The following is a 21,760-nucleotide window of genomic DNA, read 5'->3' as shown; positions in this document are numbered from 1 at the left end:
AGCGCGGACTTTTAGCCCGCGCCCGAACTGTTCACTCGCGGATTAAAAGCCCGTGCTACTGCCCGTACCAGCGCGCCAGCACGGTTTCGGCGGGCTTGTGCTGGGGCGTGAAATCGGCGTGGCGGCGGGCCGGGCCGTCGGGCGCCAGGCCCGGGTACCACTTCCAGATAAACAGGCCTTTCAGCCACGGCTGGCCCCAGGTGGCCCGGAACAGCGCTTCGTAGCAGCGGGCCTGGGTGGCCTCGTCGGGGGCTTCGGGCAGGGCCGTGCGCTCGGGCCACTCCCAGGGGCGGGCGGCGGCGTCGGGGGTGGTTTTGTAGCCCACTTCGGTGAACACAATGGGCTTCCTCACCTTTTTCTGCCAGGCGGCCAGCTCGCGCAAATGGGGCTGCCAGCCGCGCACAAGCGTGTCGAGCGACGGACTGGCGGCGGTGCTCAGCGGGAAATAGGCCTGAATGCCTACATAATCCAGCGCGTCCCAGAACCGGATTTGCTGGTACTCCACGGCCCAGTTGGCGGCGTAGGTGAGCGGGCCGTGGTACACTTTCCGAATGCGCTTGATGAGCCCGCGCCAGGCTTTGTCGTGGGCCGGCTCGGTGGCGTGCAGGAGCTCGGTGCCGATGCACAGGCCGTCGAACCGCGCGCTTTCGGCCAGGGCGGCATAGTGCAGGATGAAGGCCGAGTAGTTGGCAAACCACGCGTCCCAGTCGGCCGGGCTGCTCATGTTGATGTCGCCGGGCCAGGCGTTGCGGCCCCGCACCCACAGGTGCGGCTTGAGCAGCGTGCGGATGCCGTGCTGCCGCGCCAGCCGGGCTGTGTACACGAGGCCCGCGTCGCTTTCGCCCCAGAGGCCGCGGCGGCCGGTGGGCCGGGCCGTGTTGGTGCGAATGCCGGGCTCGGCGGCGCCGGCCTGCCAGCCGAAGGGCATCTGGGCTATCCAGGTCACGTGGTCGCGCAGCAGCGGGGCCAGCTCGGCGGCGGTCACCGAGTCGCTGCCCACCCAGCTCACGCCGCGCAAGCGGGTGCTGTCGTAGGGCGCGCCGGGGGCAGCGGGCAGCTGCAGCGCGCGGTCCAGGTCGGCACCGGGCGCCTGGGTTGCCCCGGCATTTCGCCGCTGAAAAACCCTGTGCTGCACCTGCCAGCCGGCCACGCCCATTGCCAGCGCCAGCACAGCAACCCATAGCCAGCGGCGGGCCGAAAAAAAAGCGGACATCGGCAACGAAATCTGAGTCATCAACTGAAAGATAGCCGCCCCAAAACGGTGGCGGCGCAGCAAGCCCGGCGCGGCTGCCACCGGATTGTGCGTAGCTTTGTCACTACTGCATTCCGTTCACGTCTATCGCCGGCTCCGTTGCTGCAAGCTATCAACATTCACAAGAGCTACAACGCTCTGAACGTCCTCAAGGGCATCGATTTGACGATTGAGAAGTCGGAAATCGTGAGCATCGTCGGCTCTTCGGGCGCGGGCAAGAGCACGCTGCTGCACATTCTGGGCACCCTCGACAATCCCGATTCGGGCGAGGTGCTGTTCGACGGCGAATCGGTGAGCTCCCTGGGGCGCAACGACTTGGCCCGGTTCCGGAACCGGCACATTGGCTTCATTTTTCAGTTTCACAACCTGCTGCCCGAGTTCACGGCCCTCGAAAACGTGTGCCTGCCCGCCTACCTGGCCGGCCGCTCCGAAAAAGAAGTGCGCGTGCGGGCCCGCGAGCTCCTCGGCATGCTCAACCTGGAAGGCCGCGCCGAACACAAGCCCAGCGAAATGAGCGGCGGCGAGCAGCAGCGCGTGTCGGTGGCCCGCGCCCTCATCAACTCCCCCGAAATCATTTTCGCCGACGAGCCCAGCGGCAACCTCGACACCAAAAACGCCCAGGAGCTGCACCAGATTTTCTTTCTGCTACGCAAAGAACTGGGCCAGACCTTCGTCATCGTGACGCACAACGAACAGCTGGCCGACATGGCCGACCGCAAGATTGTGATGCGCGACGGCCACATCCTGGAAGGCGGCTAAACGGCCTAAGCAAGAACAAAAAACCGTCCTGCTGCGCTTGTCGAAGCAGGACGGTTTTGTTTTACACGGTTTTTAGCCAAAGCAGTGGGCTCTGCCCGCTCACGGCGCGGCGGCAAACCACTTGTCGCCGGAGTCGTCGAGGTTGTGGCCTTCTACTTTGCCGCGAGTGGCGCCGTCGCCGACGTAGTAGTAGAGCGGGCGGCCCTTGTAGGTGAGCTGCTCGCGGGTGCTGGTGGTGGTGCCGTAGGGGCCGGTGGTGGTGCTGGGTTCGCGGGTGATGGTGCCGAAGTCACTGGCGCGCAGCGTGGAAGGCACGAGAGGCGCACTTTTGTACACGGCGGGCCAGATGGCGGCGCAGTTGCCGGTGCAGTTGGTGGCCTGCGTGGCGGGCGTGGCGCCGTTGTCTTTGGCAAAGAAGTAGAGCGTGCGGCCCAGGCCGTCGACGAGGTAGGTGCGGCTGGCCACCACGCGGGTGGTTTTGTCTTCCACGTTTTTGCTGGCCAGGGTCACGCCGTAGTTGGGGCTCACCACGTGCCAGATGCCGCCAATGCCGTTGCCGCCGGTGGTGCCGGGCGCCTCACGGGTATTGACGCCGCCCACGGCCGGGGCGTAGTAGTAGAGCGGCCAGCCTTTGTAGGTGGTCTGCTGGCGGCCGTCGGCGGTGGTTTTGGTGCTGAAATCGCCGGCGTTCAGGGCCTTGGGCACCTTGATGTCGGCCTGGTAGTACACGGGCCACAGGGGCATGCAACCGGCGCTGGTGCAGGCGTTGGTGCCGTCCACGTCGCGGGCGAAGAGGTAGAGCGTGTTGCCGTCGGCGTCGGTGAGGTAGGTGCCCAGGGTGGCCGAGTTGGCCAGCTTCACGTTGGCCACGGCGTCCTGGTCGACTTCGGGCGTGGCGTCTTTTTTGCAGCCGGCCACACCGGCGCCCAGCGAAGCCAACAGCGCGAGCGCAAGGGCCACGGGCCGGAAACGCACCAGAAATGAGTGTGCTAAATGTGCCATGAAAGTGATTGGTTTAGTGGTGAGTGAAAAATGCGGCCCGGCTGGCACGGGCACAGCGGGCCCTGACCCGGCCGGAAGGCGGGCAAAAGCGGGCGCAGCCCGCGGGCGGGCCAGCCGAAAAAGAGGCATCGAGCAGCCGGCAGGTGAGCGGGCAGCCGCCGTCGGCGCCGACGGATTGCCGCCCGTTCACGGGCCAGCCAACGCCCTGCTGCGCAGACCTGGGTGAGTCAGTCGCGCCGGGGCCGGGGGCTTTACCTGCTACTCGGAGGCAGCCGGAAAAAGGTTGGCTCGGCGCAAAAAACAATGCCTTCCGGCCCGATGGAATTGGGTCGGAAGGCATTTGGAGAATGTGCAGACAGCCGGAATTTTAGCAAAGCCGCCGGTGTTGCAGTCCCGAGCAGCGTAATCCCAACCTGATTAGCCGTACATATTTTTCTTATTGCTGATAAATCGCTGATTTACAGCAATAAAATTTACCAATATTTTTGGCTTTTTTGGCACGTTTCTTTCTATCTTTGGGTTATACTCACGAACATCAGTTGGACACATTAACACACCACACCGCCATGAACGAGGCCACCAAAACCACCAAGGACATTACCAAAAAAGTAAAAGTCGAGAGCTTTGACATCAGCCGCTCCGACGAAACGCTGGACTTGGCGAAGGACCTCGCCAAGTTCATCAAGGACAACAAGCTCACCACGAACGTGCAGGGCAAGGAGTTCGTGAACGTGGAGGGCTGGCAGTACGCGGGCTCGCGCCTGGGCATCGTGCCCATCGTGGAGCACGTTATCAACGTAAGCTCGCCCGAAGAAATGAAGTACCAGGCCAAGGTCACGCTGTTTGACCTGCGTCACAACGCCACCGTGGGCGCCGGCTTCGCCGTGTGCTCGAACAAGGAGAGCGGCAAGAAATTCTACCAGGAGTTTGCCATCATGAGCATGGCGCAGACCCGCGCCATCGGCAAAGCTTACCGCAACTGCCTGGCCTGGATTATCCGCGCCGCCGGCTACGAGCCTACTCCTGCCGAGGAAATGGATTACAACACCAACACGCAAGCCGCTGCGCCGGCCCCGGCTGCCGCCCTGGCCCAGGCCGTGCCCGCCATGCAGGTAGTGCCCGCCGAGGCACCCGCCGTAGCGGCCGAGCAAGCTGCTGCGCCGGTGCAATACGCCACGGCTTCGCAGAAAGAGGAAATCATCCGCCTGCTGAACCACCCGGTCATCACCCGTCCGGAGAAGACCAAGATGCTGCTCAACATCAACCGCCTCGACGAGGAGCGCGCCGTGCAGGCCATTGCCAAGCTGCGCAAAGCCATCGACGACCGCGAGAACGGCGAGAAAGCTGCGGCTTAATCAACTTCGCTTCTATCTCTACCAGCCCGGCGCCGCAAGGTGCCGGGCTTTTTTGTGGGCCATTCTCACGGTATTGGCCTTGAACCGATATTTTTGAATACTGTACACTTTTATATGGCTGTGCGCATTCGTTGGTGGCTGTTTGGTTTGCTGTTGTGCGCCCAGGGCGCGGTGGCGCAGGTGCGGGTAGTGGGCAGTTGGCCGTTGCGGGTGCTGCAGCCCGATGCGTCGGCATCGCTCAAGGAGGCCATAGCCTATAACATCAACATCATCGAAGGAACCGTAGAGGCCGCCCTGCGCGCCGGCCGCCTCCAGAGCAACTTGGCGGCCTGGCAGCAATTAAGCAAGGCCGATTGGGAAAGGGGCTGGAGCTTGAGCTTTTCGAAGCAGGACACCACGGCGTTGCACAGCCTGCGCACCTTGGGTTATTTCCGCGGCGCTTTCGGCAGGAAATCGTATGTACTTTACCTGGAGCAAGCGTCGGCGTTTTACGTGGTTACGGTATTCAATTGTGGCTGGGGCGGCGGGGAGTTGGGCGTTGAAAGCATTCGTCCCGTGCAGTCGTCGGGTGGGCCACCTGTGCTTTCTAAAAGCGAAACGAAGCACTACCTGGCCTTGCTATTTGACGAGCTGGTGTGCCAGAACGCCTTGGCGTTGTCGCCGAAAGGGCCAGTGTACTGGAGGGCGCGGCTGAACCTGCAAAACGTTTCGCTAAAGAAATGCCAATGAAAGCCATGCGCCCGATTATTTGCGGTTAGCGTTCTAGCACGGCCTTTATTCTACCAAGGCGGCATTTTTCCTGGCACCCACTGCCGCGTACAAACGGCCCTATCTTCGCCCCATGTCCTCCCCTCCTACCGAAGCTTCGCCCCTGGCCCTGCTGCGTGAGCACTGGGGGCACACGGCTTTCCGGCCGGGGCAGGAAGACATCATCAACTCGGTGCTGGCCGGACAGGACACGCTGGCGCTGCTGCCCACCGGCGGCGGCAAGAGCATCTGCTTCCAGGTGCCTGCGCTGGCGCGGCCGGGCATTTGCCTCGTGGTGTCGCCGCTCATTGCCCTGATGAAGGACCAAGTGGACAACCTGCGCAAGCGCGGGCTGAAGGCCGAGGCCATTTACGCCGGCATGAGCCACCAGGAAATCGACCACGCGCTGGACAACTGCGTGTACGGCCGCAACGTGAAGTTTCTGTATGTGTCGCCCGAGCGGCTTCTTACGGAGCTGTTTCAGGTGCGGGTGGCGAAGATGAACGTGGGCCTGCTGGCCGTGGACGAAGCCCACTGCCTCTCGCAGTGGGGCTATGATTTTCGGCCGCCCTACCTGCGCATTGCCGAGCTGCGCGAGAAGCTGCCGCAGGGCGTGCCGGTCATCGCTCTCACGGCCACGGCCACGGCCCAGGTGCAGGCCGACATCGTGGAGAAGCTGAAGTTTGGGGAGGGCTCGCGGGTGTTTCGGCAGAGCTTTGCGCGGCCCAAGCTCTCGTATTCGGTGCTGCACACCGAGGATAAATTGCGCCGGCTGCTGGAAGTGGTGCGCGGCGTGGGACCCGGCAAAACCGGCATCGTGTACGCCCGCACGCGCCGGCAGACCGAGGACACGGCCGCGTTTCTGCAGCAGCACCGGTTTCCGGCGGCGGCCTACCACGCGGGCCTGCCGGCCGAGAAGCGTACCCAAGTGCAGCAGGACTGGATAGCCGACAAAATCCGGCTCATTGTGGCCACCAACGCCTTTGGCATGGGCATCGACAAGCCCGACGTGCGCCTGGTGGCCCACCTCGACGCGCCCGACACGCTGGAGGCCTACTACCAGGAAGCCGGCCGCGCCGGGCGCGACAACCTGTTTGCCTTCGCCGTGCTGCTGGCCGGCCCCAACGACGGCGACGAACTGCGCCGCCGCACCAACCAGTCGTTCCCGCCCCTCGACACGGTGAAGCGCGTGTACCAGGCGCTGGCCAACTACTCGCGCACGGCGGTGGGCGGCGGCGAGCTGGCGGCGTTCGAGTTCGACATGCAGCAGTTTGCCGAAACCTACCGCATCAAGGCCGTGGACGCGCACAACTCGCTGAAAATTTTGCAGCGCGAAGGCTTCGTGCAGCTGAACGAGGCCGTAAACCAGCCGGCGCGGGTGCACCTCATCCTCAGCCACCAGGATTTGTACGCCTTCCAGGTGGCCAATGCCCAGCACGACCAGCTGATAAAAGCCCTGCTGCGGCTGCACGGCGGCGAGCTTTTTTCGGATTTCCAGACCATCTCGGAGAATGCGCTGGCCACCCACCTGCGCCGCAGCGTGACGGAGGTGCGCCAGCAGCTACGCTACCTGCACACAGCGGGCATTCTGCACTACCAGCCCAAGCAGGAGTCGCCGCAGGCGATGTTCACCACGCCGCGCTTCGATGCCGCCAAGCTGCCCCTCGACCAGGTGAAGATGACGGCCGCCCGCGACTTGGCCCGGCACAAAACCAACGCCGTGGCTCAGTACCTGAGCGGCACGCGCTGCCGCCAGATTCTGCTGCTCAGCTACTTCGACGAAACCGACCCGGCCCGCTGCGGGGTGTGCGACATCTGCCTGGCCGAAAAAAAAGCGGCCCAAACAGCCGAGCAGGCGCCCTCGTTGCGCGAGCCCATTCTGGCGCAGGTGCGCCAAGCGGCCCGGTCGCCACGGGAGCTGCTGGCGGAGTTTCCGCCCAGGGACGCGGCCGCCGTGACGGCCGCCGTGCGCGAAATGGTGGACCGCGGCGAGTTGGCGTATGCGGCCGACGGGCGGCTGGTGCTTGGTGCTTAGTCCCAGGAATCGAAGAACGGTCCGGCTACGCCGAAAAATAGGTTGGCCCAGAAAACGACCAGGGCCAATAACGTCCCAAGAAACACACGCCGCTCATCCACCGGTTTCTCAAAATTCCTGACTGACAGGTAGAATCCCGTTATGAACTGAAGAAAAACCAACAGGGGACAAACACCGATGGCATTGTATAAACCCAAACCCATCAAAAGCCCCGGCGGCTGATTTGGTTCATAATAAGGAGCGGCCCACAAGCTGAGCGCTAGACTGGCAACACAGGCCAAGGTGAAGAACCGATACGGCACTTCGCTTGAGCGAAGCTTTAGCTGTACATCAGGAGAGGTTAATCGGGCGACGCGCAACATGCTGTTCTGCCCCGACATTCGAGCGGGGCAGAACAGCAACGCAACGTTCGAGGCGAATATTTTACTTGCCCTCGGCCGTGTAGGCCTGGTAGCCGCCCAGCAGGTTGCGCACGTTGGTGAAGCCCTGCTGAGTGAGGAAGGCCTTGGCCGAGGCCGAGCGGCCGCCGCCTTTGCAGTGCACGATGATTTCTTGGTTTTTCCACTCGTCGAGGTCGTCGAGCTTTTCGGGCAGGGAGTTGAGGGGGATGTTCTGGGCGCCGGGAATGCGGCCTTCTTCGTGCTCCCAGGTTTCGCGCACGTCGATGAGGAGGGGAGTTTCGCCGGCTTGCTGGCGTTGGCGGAGTTCGGCGGGGGTGATGTCGGCCATGGCTGATGAAAGGGAATGGTGAGGTGATGAGACGGCGAAAGTACGGCCGAAGTCTTCTCGGTTTCGTAACGGACGAGGCCTTAACGGGGCTTCGCCAAACGCTTATCTTTGCTGCTTCCCTCTGCCACCGACGTCATTTTCTTTCCCACCACTACTTCTCTTTTTATTCGATGAAAAACTACTTTACGCTGTGCCTGGTAGCACTCGGCCTGGCGCCGGCGGCTCTACAGGCCCAGACGGTGCCCCCCATGCCGGCCGCGCCGCCGGCCAACCTTTCCGGCCTGCAGCTGCGCGACTGGTACCGCCAAAACTGGTACGACGGCAAGCGCGTGGAACTGAGCTACGCCACGGCCCGCGGCAAGATGTACAACTACGCCGACAACTACAACAACCTAGTCACCTGTGTGTACTCGGGCTATCAGGAAACGGTGCCTTACAGCGCCACCAACACCAGCACCGGCGTGGTAAATCGCATCAACTGCGAGCACACCGTGCCGCAGTCGTGGTTTAGCGAAGTGGTGCGCATGCGCTCCGACATGCACCACCTCTACCCCACCTACGACACCTGGAACAACCTGCGCGGCTCCGACCCGTTTGCCGAAATCCCCGACGCCACCACCCAAACCTGGATGCGCGGCCTCGTGAGCCAGGCCACCATCCCCACGGCCAACATTGCCGAGTGGAGCGAGGACACCAACACCCAGTTTGAGCCCCGCGAAGACCACAAGGGCAACTTGGCCCGCGCCGTGTTCTACTTCTACACCATGCACGCCGGGCAGTCGGCGCTGATTAACACCGGCCACGGCGACATCAACTCGGTGGCCGACATCAACACCCTCTACGCCTGGCACCTAGCCGACCCGGTCGACGCCCGCGAGATTGAGCGCAACAACCGCGTGGCCGCCAGCCAGGGCAACTTCAACCCCTATATCGCCTACCCCGGCACCGTGGCCACGGCCTGGAACCTAGCGCCTCCCGGCCCGGTGTTCAGCTTTGCCAGCACCAGCGGCGCCATCAACGAGGGCAACGCCGGCACCAGCACCTACACCTTCACGGTGAGCCTGACGCCCGCCGCCACCGCCGCCACCACCGTGCAGGTGAACGTGGACGGCGCCAACTCGACGGCCACCGCCGGCTCCGACTTCACCTTTGCCTCGCCCGCCACGGTTACCTTCCCGGCCGGCAGCACCAGCCAGACCGTGACCGTGACCGTGACCGGCGACACCCAGCCCGAAGCCGACGAAACCGTGGTGCTCACCCTCACCAACCCCAGCACCGGCAACAGCGTGGGCTCGCCCGGCAGCCACACCCTCACCATCACCAACGACGATGGGCCGGCGCCCACGGTAGCCTTTGCCACGGCCGGCGGCACCATTCAGGAAGGCAACAGCGGCACCAGCACCTACACCGTGAACGTGACGGCCAGCGGCACCCTGCCCACCGGCAGCTTCACGGTGCCCGTGACGGTGGACGCCGCCAACAGCACCGCCACCAGCCCCGCCGACTACACCCTGAACACCAGCAGCCTCACCTTCAGCAGCACGTCGCTCACGCAGGCCATCACCGTCACGGTGAACGGCGACGCTACCTTCGAGCCCAACGAAACGGTGCGCCTGCGCCTGGGCACGCCCTCCAACGCCACGGTGATTGTGGGCCAGCCCAACGCCCACACTCTCACCATTCTAAACGACGACGCGGCCCCGGCCGGCGCGCCCTGCACCAAAGCTTACTTCTCGCAGTACGTGGAGTCGAACGTGGGCAACACCAAGGTGCTGGAGATTTACAACCCCACCCTGACGCCCATGCCGCTGAATGGCAAGCGCGTAGTGCTGTATGCCAACGGCGCCACCGCGCCCACCGCCACCCTGAACCTCACGGGCACCATTGCCCCGGGTGATGTGTACGTCATCGCCAACACCGGCGTGACCGATACCGGCGTGGCCGCCCAAACCGACGTGCAAAGCAACGTGGCCTTCTTTAATGGCAACGACGCGGTGGCCCTCTTCGACGGCACCGACACGCTCGACGTCATCGGCGTGATTGGCCAGGACCCCACCGGCGGCGCCTGGACCGTGCCCAACGGCTCGACCCTCAACAACACCCTGGTGCGCCAGCCCACCACCAGCCAGGGCGGCCGCTGGAACGGCCCCAACGGCAGCAGCACCTGGAGCGCGGGCGGCGTCGACAACTACGCCGGCGTGGGTTCCTACGTGAGCTCGGCCTGCTTCATCCCCACGGCCAGCCGCAACGTGACCACGCTGCGCAATGCCCTCGAAATCTACCCCAATCCGGCTTCGGAAACCGTGCAGCTCCGCCTGCCCGGCGTGCCGGCGGCCCGTCCCGCCACCGTGGAAGTGCTCGACATGCTGGGCCGCGCCGTGCGCCAGCGCACCGCCCAACTCAGCGCCAACGATGCGGTGTCGGTGGACCTGCGCGGCCTGCCCGCCGGCCTCTACGCCATCCGCGTGAGCTGCGAGGCGGTGGAATATACCGGGCGCGTGGTGGTGCAATAGCGCCACTTGTTATCATGTAAAAAAGCCCCGGCACTGTGCAGTGCCGGGGCTTTTTTATTGGGCGATTATCAAACCAATGTAGAGACGCATACTTGCGTCTCGGCGTTGAACGGCCCGGTCACAATGCGCATAAAATGTTATTCAACATGTTATTCAACGCCGAGACGCACCGGACTTTACGCCAGGATATCCTCGTACTCGGCGCGGTGCCGCTTCACGAAGCCGGCCATGAATTTGCAGGTGGTTTTTACTTTGAGGTGCTCCTGGCGGGCATATTCGAGGGCGGCGCGGGCCAGCTCTTCGGCCACGCCCTGGCCGCGCAGGCCTTCGTCGACGAAGGTGTGGGTGAAGTCGATGACGCCGTCGGCCGGGCGGGCGTAGGCCAGCTCGGCCTGGTAGCCGTCGCGGGTGGTGGTGAATTCCTGGTCGGTGGGGTTGTGGGTAATGGCCATGTGGACTGAAAAATATGGATGAGAACGGACGGCCTTGCGGGCCCGGGTGAACAGCGGCGGCTGGTTTGCGTACAGGAAGCAAAGATGGGCGGTGCCCTTCTCATACCCTTTTTACTTCTTCTTTCCCATGGATACGCAAAACCACCCCCTGCCGCCGGAAAACGACTATCGCCCGCAAGACCAGCAAGACCGTGCCGCGGCCGCCCGCCCCAATCCCAACGACCCCATCATCGACGCCAGCAGCCCCAACTACGGCGAGTTTGGCGGCGTAGCTCCTTCGGCCCCCATGGCCGCCAGCTACGCGGCCCAGCCCACCAACGCCGCGCCGGCCGGCCGCGACGGCTCGAACGACAACCCCGACGAGTTCAGCGAGTTCCGCGACCGTGAGAAGGACGCCCACAAAGCCCCGCGCAACCCCGAAGACCAGCCCGGCCACGTGGAGCAAAACCAGGACCCCGCGGCCGTGCGCGCCACCCAGGACGCCGACAGCGACGTGCAGCGCGCCGCCTGGGCTCAGGACGACCCGCGCTACGCCGGCGGCGGCTCGCACAACACCCGCGACGAGTCGGCCGACACCTCCAACGGCCAATAATGGACCGGGCGCAGCGGCCGTTGCTTAGTGCCGGCCGCTACCCCGCTCTTTTTGCTTTTCACCGCTAACCGCATTTTTTATGTCGCCCGACAACCCCAACACCTTCAACGAGGAGCCCAACGCCGAAGACGGCGCCTCCACGCCCATGCTCGACGCGGCCACCTACGGTCAGCAGCTCGACGACAACAACGCCTCGGGCCAGGAGAAAGCCGACGAGATGGACGACTCGCTGCGCTCCGACATCCAGGCGATGACCAAGCCCGGCCCCGCCCCAGCCTCCGACGAAAACCTGCCCCGCGAGCTCACCGACCCCAGCGACCGCGCCTACACCCTGCCCGAAGAGCAAGGCCCGAACTAGCCGCTCGCAGCTTAAGCGCGGTGCTTAACAATGAGGGATGAAGAATGAAGAATTGGCCTGTACGGTCATTTCTAGTTCTTCATCCCTCATTCTTTTATGAAGCCGCGGGCGTCAAAACCGCCAGCCCACCGTGGCGCCCGCGTACCAGGCGCGGCCCGGCGCCGGCTGGAAGTAGCGCCCGCCAAAGGCATTCAGGTCGTTGCCGAGGCTGTAGCGCCGGTCGGTGGCGTTGTCGAGGCCGGCGTAAAGGTTGGTGTCGAGGCGGCGGGCCAGGGTGCGGCGCCAGCCGCCACGCGCCCCGAAAACCCAGTAGCCCGGCGCTTCGGCAGAATTGGCATCGTTGAGCACCACGCGGGCCTGGTGGCTCAGGTTGGGGCTGAGGTAGAAGCCGTGGGGCTCGCTGAAATCGAGGCCGGCGCTGAGGGTGTGCGGCGCGGTGCCCGTGAGGCGGTTGCCGGCCAGGTCCTGCCCGCCGCTGGGGTAGCTACCGAAGCGGAAGTTGTTGTAGGCGTAGCTGGCCCAGGCGCGCAGGCCGGTAGGCTCGGCGGCAGCGGTGGGGCCGGAAGTGGCGGCCGGCACCGCCGCGGCTTGCCACAGCCAGCCGCTCAGGGCGGCTTCGAGGCCGCGCTGGTGGGTGCGGCCGGTGTTGCGAAACACCACAATACCCTGGTCGGTGGTGCTGCTGACGATGGTTTCGCGCAGCTCAAAATCAAACACGTTCAGCTCGTAGCGCAGCCGCTGGCCCAGGAGCTGGCCGCGCGCGCCCACTTCGTAGCTGGTGCCGCGCTCGGCCTGCAGGTCGCCGTTGAGGCTGGCGTCGGAGGGCCGGATTTCGTCGATGGTGGGCGGCGAAAAGCCCGTGCTCACGCTGGCATAAACGGACAGATTCGAGCCAAACTCCTTTAGCAGCGCCACGCGGGGCGACACCTCGGGCCGGAAGCTTCGGCCGAACTGGTAGCTGCCCGCGGGGGTGGCCGCCCCGCTCACCCGCCCGATGCCGTAGCGCAGGCGGTTGTAGCTGGCGGCCACGGTCAGCAGCAAATCGGCGGGCAGGCTGTAGTCGGCCTGGGCAAAGACGAAGCCCGTGGTGGTCGTGATTTCGTCGTCGTAGCGCAACGGGCCGGGCGTGCCGCCGTTGTTCTGGTAGCTGCGGCCGTTGGTGAAGCCGGCCTGGTACTCGGCCCCGCCCTGCAGCCGCAGCACGCGCCCGGCCAGCGCCGTGCGGTAGCTCAGGGCCGTGCGGCCGCCCAGCCCCAGCCCGGTGTTGCGCTCGTAGTCGACCAGATACGGCGTGCGAATGGCCATGCCGCTGCCATACAGCGTGGTTTGCACGTCCAGCCGGTCGGTAAAAGCATACCCGTGCGTGAGGCCCAGCAGGCCCGTGCGCGAAGCGTAAAACGCCTGCTGGGCCACGGTGCCGGGCGCGGTGGCCGTGCCCGGCCGCGCCTGCCGCGGGTCGGCCTCGAACTGGGCCCGCGTGAGGCCGCCGGGCAGCTGGTAGCTGATGTCGGCGTAGAGCAGGTGCGCGGCCAGCGTGGTTTTGGGCGATGCCACGGTGCGCAGGTCCAGCGCAAATACGTCGCGCTGCAGGGCGCTCTGCTGGCGGTAGCCGTCCAGTTCCTGGTGAGCGTACTGGGTGCGCACGCTGCTGGTGGCGCTGCCTGTTTCGGCGGTGAGGGTGCTGCGGCGCAGGCCGTAGCTACCCACCGTGGCGCCGGCGGCCACGTGGCGGCCCGCCGCCACTTCGGGCGTGCCGAAGAGGGCCACGCCGCCGGTGCCGGCCCCGTACACGCTCCCGGCCGGGCCTTTCAGCACTTCGAGGCGCCCGATGAGGGCAGGGTCGAGGAGGTTGAGCGGGGTGCTGCCGCCGGCCTCGGTGAAGGGAATGCCGTTGTAGTACACCTTCACGTTGCGCACCCCAAACGGCGAGCGCAGCGTGCTGCCCCGGATGCTGAGCCGGTAGCTGGCCGTGGCGCGCTCCTCCAGGCGCACGCCGGGCAGCGTGTTCACGGCCTGGGTGAGGGCGGCGGGGTTGAACTGCTGGATAGCGCGGGCATCGAGCACGCCGATGGCGGCGGCGGTGCGTCGCAGCGGCAGCCGCTGGCCGTAGCCCGTGACGGTGGCCTCGGGCAGGGCCACGGCGCGGGCGGTATCGGCGGGCGTTTGGGCGCGGGCGGGCAGCAATGGCAGCCAGAGCAGCAACAGAAGCAGGAAACAGTAGGGCATAAGAATGACAACGGCACAGACCAGCGGAATACGGTAAATGTTGGACGGGCGCGTACATTTCTCGCCATTTTCGGCGTTGCAAACTGCACCAGGTCTTCGGGCTGACTCGCTGTCTTTCCATTTATGCACTTCACCCTGCCCCGCCGCCACCGCCGCCCGCTGCTGCTGCCGCCGGGCCTGCTGGCGCTGGCGGGGCTGCTGTGGCTGGGCTGCGTGATGCTGAGTGCGCACCGGGCGCAACTAACCTTGCATACTGTGCTGCAGCTCACGATGCCGCCCGTGTCGAACTCTGATTTTTTGTGGGGCACAATGCCGGGCATGGGCCCGCGGATGCGCTATTCTGAGCTGCCGCGCTTCCGCACATGGCACACGGTGGAATTTGGGCGGGGTGGCGCGCTCGATTCGTTGGCGGCACGCGAAGCGGAATCCGCCATTCGGGAGCTTGCCCGGGTCTGGGAAGCCGTTCCTGCGCACGATGGCCTACGAGTTAGATTCGGACCCAATGCCCGCTATGCGTCGATGATTGGGGTGCTGGACCTGATGAACCGCTACAATGTCAAGAAGTATTTCTTCGACCTGTACCATCCGCGCACCGAAACCACTTTCTACGCCTTCAATGGACCGCTCCGGCGCCAACAGTGGAGCGACCCTTTGTTAGGGCCCACGCCGCCCCCTGAAATGCCGCGGGAGGTACCGACAGCACAGCCCGCAGACCTGCCACTCGCGCCGGCCTTCTGGGTCCGCATCTTGAACACTGAAAATTGGGCCTTGCACGCATCGCAGTTCAACGAACCGTGGGAGTTGCTGGGCACTCCGGAATGGGAATCGCCCCTGCTCCTGCTGGCGCTGATGGCAACACTGACGCTCTGGCGGGCCGCGTGGCAGTGGCGACCGTAACCCACCGCTGCTTCTCGCGGTATTTTTGCTCCATGCCCGCCCTCCCACCCGACCTGCGCCGCGCCCTTTTCAACCTGCCAGAGCGAGAAAAAGACCAGCTCCTGGCCCGCCTCGTGGCCCTCGACCCCGTCCTGACCGAGCAATTGGCCTTCCGCCTGCTCGAAGGGCCCGATGCGCTGGAAACCCGCCGCGCTGTGCTACGCGCCCAGGTCGACGACCCCGTGCGGGGCTATCACCAAACGCCCAACGACCTGCTCGTGATACTGCGGCAGCTGCAGGCCCGGCTGGCTTACCACGCCAAAATCACCGACGACGCCTTTGGCGAAGTGGAGCTGAGCTGGCGCCTGCTGGCCAACGTGTTTCGGCACCAGGCCGAGGTGACGGCCCGCCTGCACGGCCCCACCCAGCCCCTGCTGCAGCACCTCACCAAGCGCACCCACGAGGCCCTGAAACAAACCGCCCGCCTGCACGAAGACTACCACGTGGAACTGGCCGACGCCGCCAACGCCGTGCTGGCCGCGCTCTGGCAATCGGGCGCCGCCCCGCTGGCCCGCGAGGCCGGGCTGCCGCGGCAGTGGCCGGCCTAGGCGCTTGCGCTAGCGCAAACGGAAGCTGATGGGCAGCGTGCGCTGCACCCGCACGGGCTGGCCGTGCTGGCGGCCGGGCGTCCACCAGGGCATGAGGCGCACCAGGCGCAGTGCCTCCTCGTCGAGGCCTGCCCCGACGCCTTTCACTATTTCCGCGTCGCGAATGCGGCCTGCTTCGTCGACCACAAACCGCACGTAGACGGTGCCCGACAGGTTGAGCCGCTCGGCTTCGGGCGGGTAGCGGGTTTTGGCGCTGAGGTAGCGCCGGAAGGCTTCTTCGCCGCCCGGAAAGGCCGGCATCTGCTCGGCGTAGGCCAGCACGGTGGGGGGCGCGACGGTTTCAGGGGCCGACGGGCCTGTGGGCGGGGCCGCCAACACGGCCTGGGCGCGGGCCGGGCCGGCGCCCGCCGCTAGCAGGCCGCCGGCTACAATCAGGGTGCGACGCATGAGCGCAAACGGGAAATTGCTTGACGGGGCAAAACTACCGGAGTGGCTCAGGCCCAGGTTGAGCGGGCGGTTATGCTTGCGTTGTGCTTGTGTTGGCCCAGGGGGCGTGGGCGGGGGCGCGGGGCATCTTTTCGGCGGCAAACGCAGTACACTACTCCGATTTACTTGCTTGATTCTCCTTCCGCCATGTCCACTCCCCTCCACCCCCGCGCGCCGCAGCTGTCCGACGCCGAGTTGCGCCAGGCCCTCGACGAGCTCGACGCCAAAATCCAGACCCTGCGCAACCGCGCCCACGCCACGGCCGCCGGCTCGCCCAACACCTACCAGCAGCACGCCGACGCCCTCGAAACCAAGCGCGCTCTGCTGGCCCAGCAACTGGGCGAATCGCCGGCCGACAGCGCCGACGCGGGCCTGCTTTCCCAAATTCGGCACGGTATTGAATCCTTGCGCGACGACGTGCGTAACCTGCTCTAATTCACCGTTCACGGACCAGACCTCCGGGCCAGCCACGATTTTTCCTTCTCTCATTTACGCATTGTCCGCCTCGTTATGAAACAGTTAGTCATCCTCCTGCTCCTGCTTGGTTGCGCGGCGGGCACTGCCCAGGCCCAACACAAGCCCAAAATGAAGGCCAAGCGCGCGTTCTCCCACGGCTCGGAAAGCAGCCGTGGCAAAACGGCCAAAACCCACTTCCGGCCCGAAAACAACATCCGCCCGGTCATCGACCTGAACCCGCGCAGCCTGGAGCGCTCCAAAACCGTGAAAGCGCCCAAGCCCTTCAAATACAGCAAGGGCAACCGCCTCAAGCCGGCCCGCTAAGCCCAGGCCCCGCTTCTGCCGAAGCGGGGCTTTTTTTTGCGCCCGGGCCGGCCACAGGCCAGGGCTTGCGCCGCGAGAAATAATTGGCCCGGCGGCGCAAGCCAAGCGGGCTTGGGCTGCGTAAAAGGTATCTTTACTTCTGCTATATCCTTTACGCTTCTGCCTGATGAAAAACGCGTTACGCCTGTTCTTATTCCTGGTTGCAATTGGACTGGCGGTGCCGGGCTGGGCCCAGACCGCGCCGCCCACCATCCCCGGCCGCCTGGTGCTGAAGCTGCGCCCCGGCCACGCCCCGGCCCAGCTGGAGGCAGCGCTGAGCCGGCTGGGCGCGGCCGGGCTGCAACAGAAATTCCCGCACGCCCAGGCGCCGAGCGCCGAGCGCCCGGGCAGCGTGGATTTGCGCGGCATCTACCAGTTTCAGGTGCCGGCCGGACTGGCGCTGGGCAAGGCGCGGGCCGCGCTGCTGGCCACCGGCGCCGTGGAGTACGTGGAGCCGCTCTACGTGCGGGCGCCGCTGTACCAGCCCAACGACCCGCTGGCCGATTCGACGCTGACCGATATCACCAACAGCCAGTTTTACCTCAAGCAGATTCAGGCCTACCGCGCCTGGGACGTGACCCGCGGCGACACCAGTTTGGTCATCGCCATCACCGACGGCGGCATGCGCCTCACCCACGAAGACCTGCGCCAGCAGGTGAAGCACAACTACGCCGACCCCATCAACGGCCTCGACGACGACAACGACGGCTTCGTGGACAATTTCACGGGCTGGGATTTTGCCAACAACGACAACGACTCGGGCTTCGACCCGGCCATCTACCACGGCACGCAGGTGGCGGGCGTGGCGGCGGCCCGCGTGGGCAACGGCCTGGGCCTGGCCGGCCTGGGCAACCTGTGCAAGTTCATGCCCCTGAACATTTACCCCAACACGCCCACGGGCACGTTTGGGGGCTACGAAGCCATTGTGTACGCCGCCGACCACGGCTGCCAGGTCATCAACATGAGCTGGGGCGCCATCGGCGGCTACTCGCGCTTCGAGCAGGACGCCATCACCTACGCCGCCGTGAACCGCGACGCCGTGGTGGTGGCCGCCGCCGGCAACTCCAATACCGACGTGCTGTTTTACCCCGCTTCCTACGACCACGTGCTGTCGGTGAGCGGCGTGCAGAACACCGACCAGAAAAGCCCCGGCGCCACCTTCAATCGCCGCGTCGACATGGTGGCGCCGGGGCTGAGCATCGTGACCACCTACGGCGCCCAGGACCACGACTACGGCGCCGTGGGCGGCACCTCGTTTGCCGCGCCCCTCACGGCGGCCGCGGCCCTGCTGGTGCGCAAGGTGTTTCCACAATACACCGCGGCCCAGGTGATGGCCCGCCTGCGCCAAACCACCGACAACATCGACGCCCTGCCCGTGAACGCGGCCTGGGCCGGCCGCCTCGGCACGGGCCGCCTGAATGTGCTGAAGGCCCTCACGCGCGCCAACCTGCAGGAAGCGCGGGTGGTGAGCAGCACGTTTGCGCCGGCCCGTGCCGCCTACGCACCCGGCGACACCCTGCGCCTGACGGCCGACGTGCAAAACCTGCTGCAGCCGGTGGCCGGCCTCACGGTCACGCTCACCTCGCTCTCGCCCTACGTCACGGTGCGGCAGGGCAGCTTTGCGGTGGGCAGCCTGGCCACGCTGGGCCGCGCCACCAACGCCGCCGCGCCCTTCCGGCTGGCCGTGGCCGCCAGCGGCATTCCGCTCAACACCACGGCCACGCTGCGCTACCGCCTCACGGCCGCCGGGGGCTTCCAGTACGACCAGTACGTGGACCTGCAGCTCAACCCCGACTACGTGGTGCTGAACGCCAACGACCTGGCCCTGGCCCTCACCAGCCGCGGCAACCTGGGCTACGACAACCTGGCCGGCACCATCGGCACGGGCCTGAGCTACCGCGGCAGCAGCAACGTGCTGAGCGAGGGCGGCCTGCTGCTGGCCACCAGCCCCACCCGCGTGTCGGACCGCCTGCGCACCAGCGGCGGGCAGGCGCGGCAGTCGTTTTTCAGCCTGGCGCAGGCCACCCGCCAGCAGCCCGGCCCGCGCGCCGACCAGGAAGCCCGGGCAGCCTTTCGCGACACCATTCCCGGCGCCGGGCCGCGGGTGCGCAGCGTGGGCGTGGCCGTGCGCCAGCGGGCCTACGCCTGGGCCACGGCCGGCCGCCGCGACTTCGTGCTGCTGGAATACTCCCTCAAAAACATCACCCCCGACACCCTTAAGCCGCTGTATGCGGGCCTCTTCGCCGATTGGGACCTGCCCAATTCCGACGGCGCGGCCCACAACGCCGCCGCCTGGGACAGCACCCGCGCCCTGGGCTACTGCTACGTGCTGGGCACCACCACGCCCCAGATGGGCCCGGCCGTCTACGCCGGCCTGCGCCTGCTGCGGGGCGGCACGCCGGCGGTGTACTCCATCAACAACGGCGCCCCGGTGGGGGCGGCCGTGCGCCTGGCCGACGGGTTTTCGCCGGCCGAAAAATTCCTGACCCTGAGCAGCGGCACGGCCCGGGCGCAGCGCACCGCCGGCCTGCCCGGCGGCGCCGACGTGTCGCAGGTAGTGGGCATGCGCCTGGCCCGGCTCGCGCCCGGCGACTCCACCACCGTGACCTTTGCGCTGCTGGTGGCCCCCACCCTGGCCCAGCTGCAAACCAGCGCCGACGCCGCGGCGCAGGCCTACGCCACCCTGCTGCCCGCGCGGGCCGCGGCGACCACGGCCGGATTTGAGGTGTATCCTAACCCCACCACGGGCCTCTTGCGCGTGGAACTGCCGGCTCCGCTGGCCGGTGCGGGCGTGCAGGTACTCAACGCGCTGGGCCAAGTGGTGCTGTCCGGGGCAGCGAGCGGTGGCATCCTGAACCTGAACCTCGCACCGTTGGCGCCTGGCCTTTACATCCTACGGGTGCAAGGCCCCGGCACGGTGCTGACCAAGGCCGTGGTGGTGCAATAGCCTTGCGGCCCATCGCGAAGCGACGCCAAGGCTTTGGATGCCCAACCTTTTCCGGTCGCGGTGCGGCACCGTCCGGCCAGCGCGCTGACGCCTTCCAGCCGGCCGGACGGCCCGCCGACTACACGAAGCTGGGCTTGTCCAGCTTCTTGGAAATGCGGTAGGCGGCGTTCATCAAGCCCACGTGGCTGTAAGCCTGCGGGAAGTTGCCCCACTGCGAGCCGGTTTTGGCGTCTACGTCCTCGCTGAGTAGGCCGAGGTGGTTGGTGTAGCGCGTGAGCTTTTCGAACTCCCGAATGGCGTCGTCGACGCGGCCCACGCAGGCCAGGGCCTCCACGTACCAGAAGGAGCAAATGAGGAAAGTGGTTTCGGGCGTGCCGAAATCGTCGGGGTGGCGGTAGCGGTAAAACAGGCCTTCGGGCGTCTTCAGCTCCTTTTCTAAGGCCGCCAGGTGGGTGCGGGCCAGCTCGGAAGCCGGGTCGAGGTAGCCCATCAGAATGAGCTGCAGGGTGCTGGCGTCGAGGTGCGGCGAGCCGATGGCGTTGGTGTACACGCCGCGCTTTTCGTCGAGGCAGGCTTCGATGCGGCGGGTGGCTTCGGCCAGCAGGCGCTCGGCGCGGGCTTCCATTTCGGCGTTGCCCAGCTTGCGGGCCACGTGGCCGGCGGCGTGGCAGCCCGCCCAGTGAAACAGGTAGGTGTAGCAGTGAAACTGCGCAATGTGCCGAAACTCCCACAGGCCGGCGTCGGGCAGGTCCATGGTGCTTTCGATGAAGTTCAGGGCCTCGTACACCAGTTTTTCGGGGGCGCCGCGCTCGGGGTTCACAAAGCGCTGGTCGACGTAGAGCGGCAGCAGGGCCACCAGTACCTGCCCGTACACGTCGTTCTGGATGTGCGTATAGGCGTCGTTGCCGATGCGGACCGGCTGGTTGCCCAGGTAGCCTTCCAGGTCCAGCTCCTGCTCCACCAGCTCCGACGCCCCGCTGATGCCGTAGAGCGGCTGGTACTTGCCCCTGATTTTGGTCGAGATGTTGGCGATGTAGTGGAAATACCGCTCCATCTCCTCAAAATGGCCGATGTTGTTAAAGGCCGTGAGGATGTAGTAGGTGTCGCGCATCCAGCAGTAGCGGTAGTCCCAGTTGCGGGTGCTGCCGGGCGCTTCGGGCAGGCTGGTGGTGCTGGCCGCGATGATGGCGCCCGTGTCTTCGTACTGGTGCACCTTCAGGGCCAAGGCCGAACGGATGACCTGCGCCTGAAAAAAGTCGCCAATGCTGGTGCTTTTCACCCACTTGCGCCAGTAGTCCACGGTGCTGCGCAGAAACTGCTCCACCGTGCTTTCCAGTGGGGCTTCCAGCGGCGCGCCGTAGGTGAGCACGAGGTACTTGGTCTCGTTGAGGGCAAAGTCTTCGCCCTCCAGGATGTAGGTGAGCGGGATGTTGGTAGTGAGGCGAATTTCTTCTTCCAGGCCCAGGTAGGCAATGTGGTTGGAGCTGCGGCGGCGGTCGAGTTGCTTCTGGCCGTACTCGCCCACGGGGTCGCACACCACCCGCACACGGGGCGACCCGGCCAGCGGCTCCAGCTTCCGGATGAACATCAGCGGCTTGTAGTACCGGTCGTACTGGGCAAAGCGCGGCGCAAAATCCGTGACGCGGTAGCGGCCGCCTTCGGCGTCGATTTCGGTGCGTAGCACATTGGTGTTTTCCAGGTAATACTGGGTCGATTCAAAAGTACCCGCGGCCGGCTTCACGCTGTATTCGCCGCCTTTTTTGGTATCGAGCAGGCTGCCAAACACGAAGCTGCTGTCGAAGCGCGGCCAGCACAGCCAGGCCACCGAGGTGTCCATTTTAATCAGGCCCAGGAAAGCGCAGTTGCCAATCAGGCCCAAATCGTAGGTGTGCTTGGCGGCGGAAGTCGGAAGGGAAGCAGACATGGCAATCGAACGAAAGATGCTGGGCGGCACGCCACTGCGGCAGCCACAAAAAAGCCCGGCAGTTGCCTGCCGGGCCCCGA

The 21,760-nt window shown here is 65.7% G+C and carries 20 protein-coding genes; 12 read left to right on the top strand and 8 right to left on the bottom strand.

The genetic code is table 11. The features are described from left to right. Positions 1 to 55 precede the first annotated feature (55 nt). Positions 56 to 1,213, bottom strand: a complete 1,158-nt coding sequence (locus IC234_RS09265) for a glycoside hydrolase family 113 (RefSeq protein WP_190923744.1) — start codon at positions 1,211 to 1,213, stop codon at positions 56 to 58. A gap of 138 nt (positions 1,214 to 1,351) precedes the next feature. Between IC234_RS09265 and IC234_RS09260 the strand changes: the two genes are divergently transcribed. After that, the gene (locus tag IC234_RS09260; protein WP_190923742.1) at positions 1,352 to 2,011 is read left to right on the top strand and encodes an ABC transporter ATP-binding protein; all 660 of its coding nucleotides are present in this window, start codon (positions 1,352 to 1,354) and stop codon (positions 2,009 to 2,011) included. Positions 2,012 to 2,110: 99 nt separating this feature from the next. Here IC234_RS09260 and IC234_RS09255 read toward each other — a convergent pair whose 3' ends face one another. Further along, positions 2,111 to 3,013: a COG4315 family predicted lipoprotein gene (locus IC234_RS09255; RefSeq protein WP_190923740.1), complete on the bottom strand. Its 903-nt coding sequence runs from the start codon at positions 3,011 to 3,013 to the stop codon at positions 2,111 to 2,113. Between the two features lie 566 nt (positions 3,014 to 3,579). Here IC234_RS09255 and IC234_RS09250 point away from each other — a divergent pair. The 3 genes from IC234_RS09250 (at position 3,580) to IC234_RS09240 (ending at position 7,150) form a co-directional block, all read left to right on the top strand. Beyond that, complete coding sequence (locus IC234_RS09250) at positions 3,580 to 4,368, top strand: hypothetical protein (RefSeq protein WP_190923738.1); 789 nt, start codon at positions 3,580 to 3,582, stop codon at positions 4,366 to 4,368. 54 nt (positions 4,369 to 4,422) lie between these two features. Beyond that, positions 4,423 to 5,097, top strand: a complete 675-nt coding sequence (locus IC234_RS09245; protein ID WP_190923735.1) for a hypothetical protein — start codon at positions 4,423 to 4,425, stop codon at positions 5,095 to 5,097. A 112-nt stretch (positions 5,098 to 5,209) separates the two neighbouring features. After that, positions 5,210 to 7,150: a RecQ family ATP-dependent DNA helicase gene (locus IC234_RS09240; RefSeq protein ID WP_190923733.1), complete on the top strand. Its 1,941-nt coding sequence runs from the start codon at positions 5,210 to 5,212 to the stop codon at positions 7,148 to 7,150. On the opposite strand, the gene IC234_RS09235 is transcribed toward IC234_RS09240, so the two are convergent. Both IC234_RS09235 and IC234_RS09230 read right to left on the bottom strand, forming a co-directional pair. Next, positions 7,147 to 7,530, bottom strand: coding sequence for a hypothetical protein (locus IC234_RS09235; RefSeq protein ID WP_190923731.1), 384 nt, complete (start codon positions 7,528 to 7,530; stop codon positions 7,147 to 7,149). The two genes, IC234_RS09240 and IC234_RS09235, sit on opposite strands and share 4 nt — an antisense overlap. 43 nt (positions 7,531 to 7,573) lie before the next feature. Further along, a complete protein-coding gene (locus IC234_RS09230) occupies positions 7,574 to 7,879 on the bottom strand; it encodes a rhodanese-like domain-containing protein (RefSeq protein ID WP_190923729.1) in 306 nt (101 codons plus the stop codon). A gap of 170 nt (positions 7,880 to 8,049) precedes the next feature. On the opposite strand from IC234_RS09230, the gene IC234_RS09225 reads away from it, so the two are divergent. Then, positions 8,050 to 10,392 carry an endonuclease gene (locus IC234_RS09225; protein WP_190923727.1) on the top strand — a complete coding sequence of 781 codons (2,343 nt, stop codon included), beginning with the start codon at positions 8,050 to 8,052 and terminating at the stop codon, positions 10,390 to 10,392. 176 nt (positions 10,393 to 10,568) lie between these two features. Here the strand turns inward: IC234_RS09225 and IC234_RS09220 are convergent, their stop codons facing one another. Beyond that, the gene (locus IC234_RS09220; protein WP_190923725.1) at positions 10,569 to 10,844 is read right to left on the bottom strand and encodes a GNAT family N-acetyltransferase; all 276 of its coding nucleotides are present in this window, start codon (positions 10,842 to 10,844) and stop codon (positions 10,569 to 10,571) included. A 127-nt stretch (positions 10,845 to 10,971) separates the two neighbouring features. Between IC234_RS09220 and IC234_RS09215 the strand changes: the two genes are divergently transcribed. Both IC234_RS09215 and IC234_RS09210 read left to right on the top strand, forming a co-directional pair. Then, a complete protein-coding gene (locus IC234_RS09215) occupies positions 10,972 to 11,436 on the top strand; it encodes a hypothetical protein (RefSeq protein ID WP_190923723.1) in 465 nt (154 codons plus the stop codon). Between the two features lie 79 nt (positions 11,437 to 11,515). Continuing rightward, positions 11,516 to 11,794, top strand: coding sequence for a hypothetical protein (locus tag IC234_RS09210; protein ID WP_190923720.1), 279 nt, complete (start codon positions 11,516 to 11,518; stop codon positions 11,792 to 11,794). Positions 11,795 to 11,905: 111 nt separating this feature from the next. Here the strand turns inward: IC234_RS09210 and IC234_RS09205 are convergent, their stop codons facing one another. Next, complete coding sequence (locus tag IC234_RS09205; RefSeq protein ID WP_190923718.1) at positions 11,906 to 14,020, bottom strand: TonB-dependent receptor family protein; 2,115 nt, start codon at positions 14,018 to 14,020, stop codon at positions 11,906 to 11,908. Between the two features lie 123 nt (positions 14,021 to 14,143). Here IC234_RS09205 and IC234_RS09200 point away from each other — a divergent pair, with 123 nt between their 5' ends. Next, on the top strand, positions 14,144 to 14,917 hold the full coding sequence (locus IC234_RS09200) for a hypothetical protein (protein ID WP_190923716.1): 774 nt from the start codon (positions 14,144 to 14,146) through the stop codon (positions 14,915 to 14,917). 32 nt (positions 14,918 to 14,949) lie between these two features. After that, positions 14,950 to 15,504: a hypothetical protein gene (locus IC234_RS09195; RefSeq protein WP_190923714.1), complete on the top strand. Its 555-nt coding sequence runs from the start codon at positions 14,950 to 14,952 to the stop codon at positions 15,502 to 15,504. A gap of 9 nt (positions 15,505 to 15,513) precedes the next feature. Here the strand turns inward: IC234_RS09195 and IC234_RS09190 are convergent, their stop codons facing one another. Continuing rightward, positions 15,514 to 15,951 carry an energy transducer TonB gene (locus IC234_RS09190; RefSeq protein ID WP_190923711.1) on the bottom strand — a complete coding sequence of 146 codons (438 nt, stop codon included), beginning with the start codon at positions 15,949 to 15,951 and terminating at the stop codon, positions 15,514 to 15,516. Positions 15,952 to 16,137: 186 nt separating this feature from the next. Here IC234_RS09190 and IC234_RS09185 point away from each other — a divergent pair, with 186 nt between their 5' ends. From IC234_RS09185 to IC234_RS09175, 3 genes are all read left to right on the top strand, one after another. Next, positions 16,138 to 16,425, top strand: coding sequence for a sll1863 family stress response protein (locus tag IC234_RS09185; RefSeq protein ID WP_190923709.1), 288 nt, complete (start codon positions 16,138 to 16,140; stop codon positions 16,423 to 16,425). A gap of 75 nt (positions 16,426 to 16,500) precedes the next feature. Beyond that, a complete protein-coding gene (locus IC234_RS09180; protein ID WP_190923707.1) occupies positions 16,501 to 16,770 on the top strand; it encodes a hypothetical protein in 270 nt (89 codons plus the stop codon). A 166-nt stretch (positions 16,771 to 16,936) separates the two neighbouring features. Then, on the top strand, positions 16,937 to 19,756 hold the full coding sequence (locus tag IC234_RS09175) for a S8 family peptidase (protein WP_190923705.1): 2,820 nt from the start codon (positions 16,937 to 16,939) through the stop codon (positions 19,754 to 19,756). A gap of 118 nt (positions 19,757 to 19,874) precedes the next feature. Here IC234_RS09175 and IC234_RS09170 read toward each other — a convergent pair whose 3' ends face one another. Further along, the gene (locus tag IC234_RS09170; protein ID WP_190923703.1) at positions 19,875 to 21,680 is read right to left on the bottom strand and encodes a glycoside hydrolase family 15 protein; all 1,806 of its coding nucleotides are present in this window, start codon (positions 21,678 to 21,680) and stop codon (positions 19,875 to 19,877) included. Positions 21,681 to 21,760 lie beyond the last annotated feature (80 nt).

The sequence above is a fragment of the Hymenobacter armeniacus genome (assembly GCF_014699055.1).
Lineage (GTDB): Bacteria > Bacteroidota > Bacteroidia > Cytophagales > Hymenobacteraceae > Hymenobacter > Hymenobacter armeniacus.
This window is presented reverse-complemented; position numbering and strand designations above follow the sequence as displayed.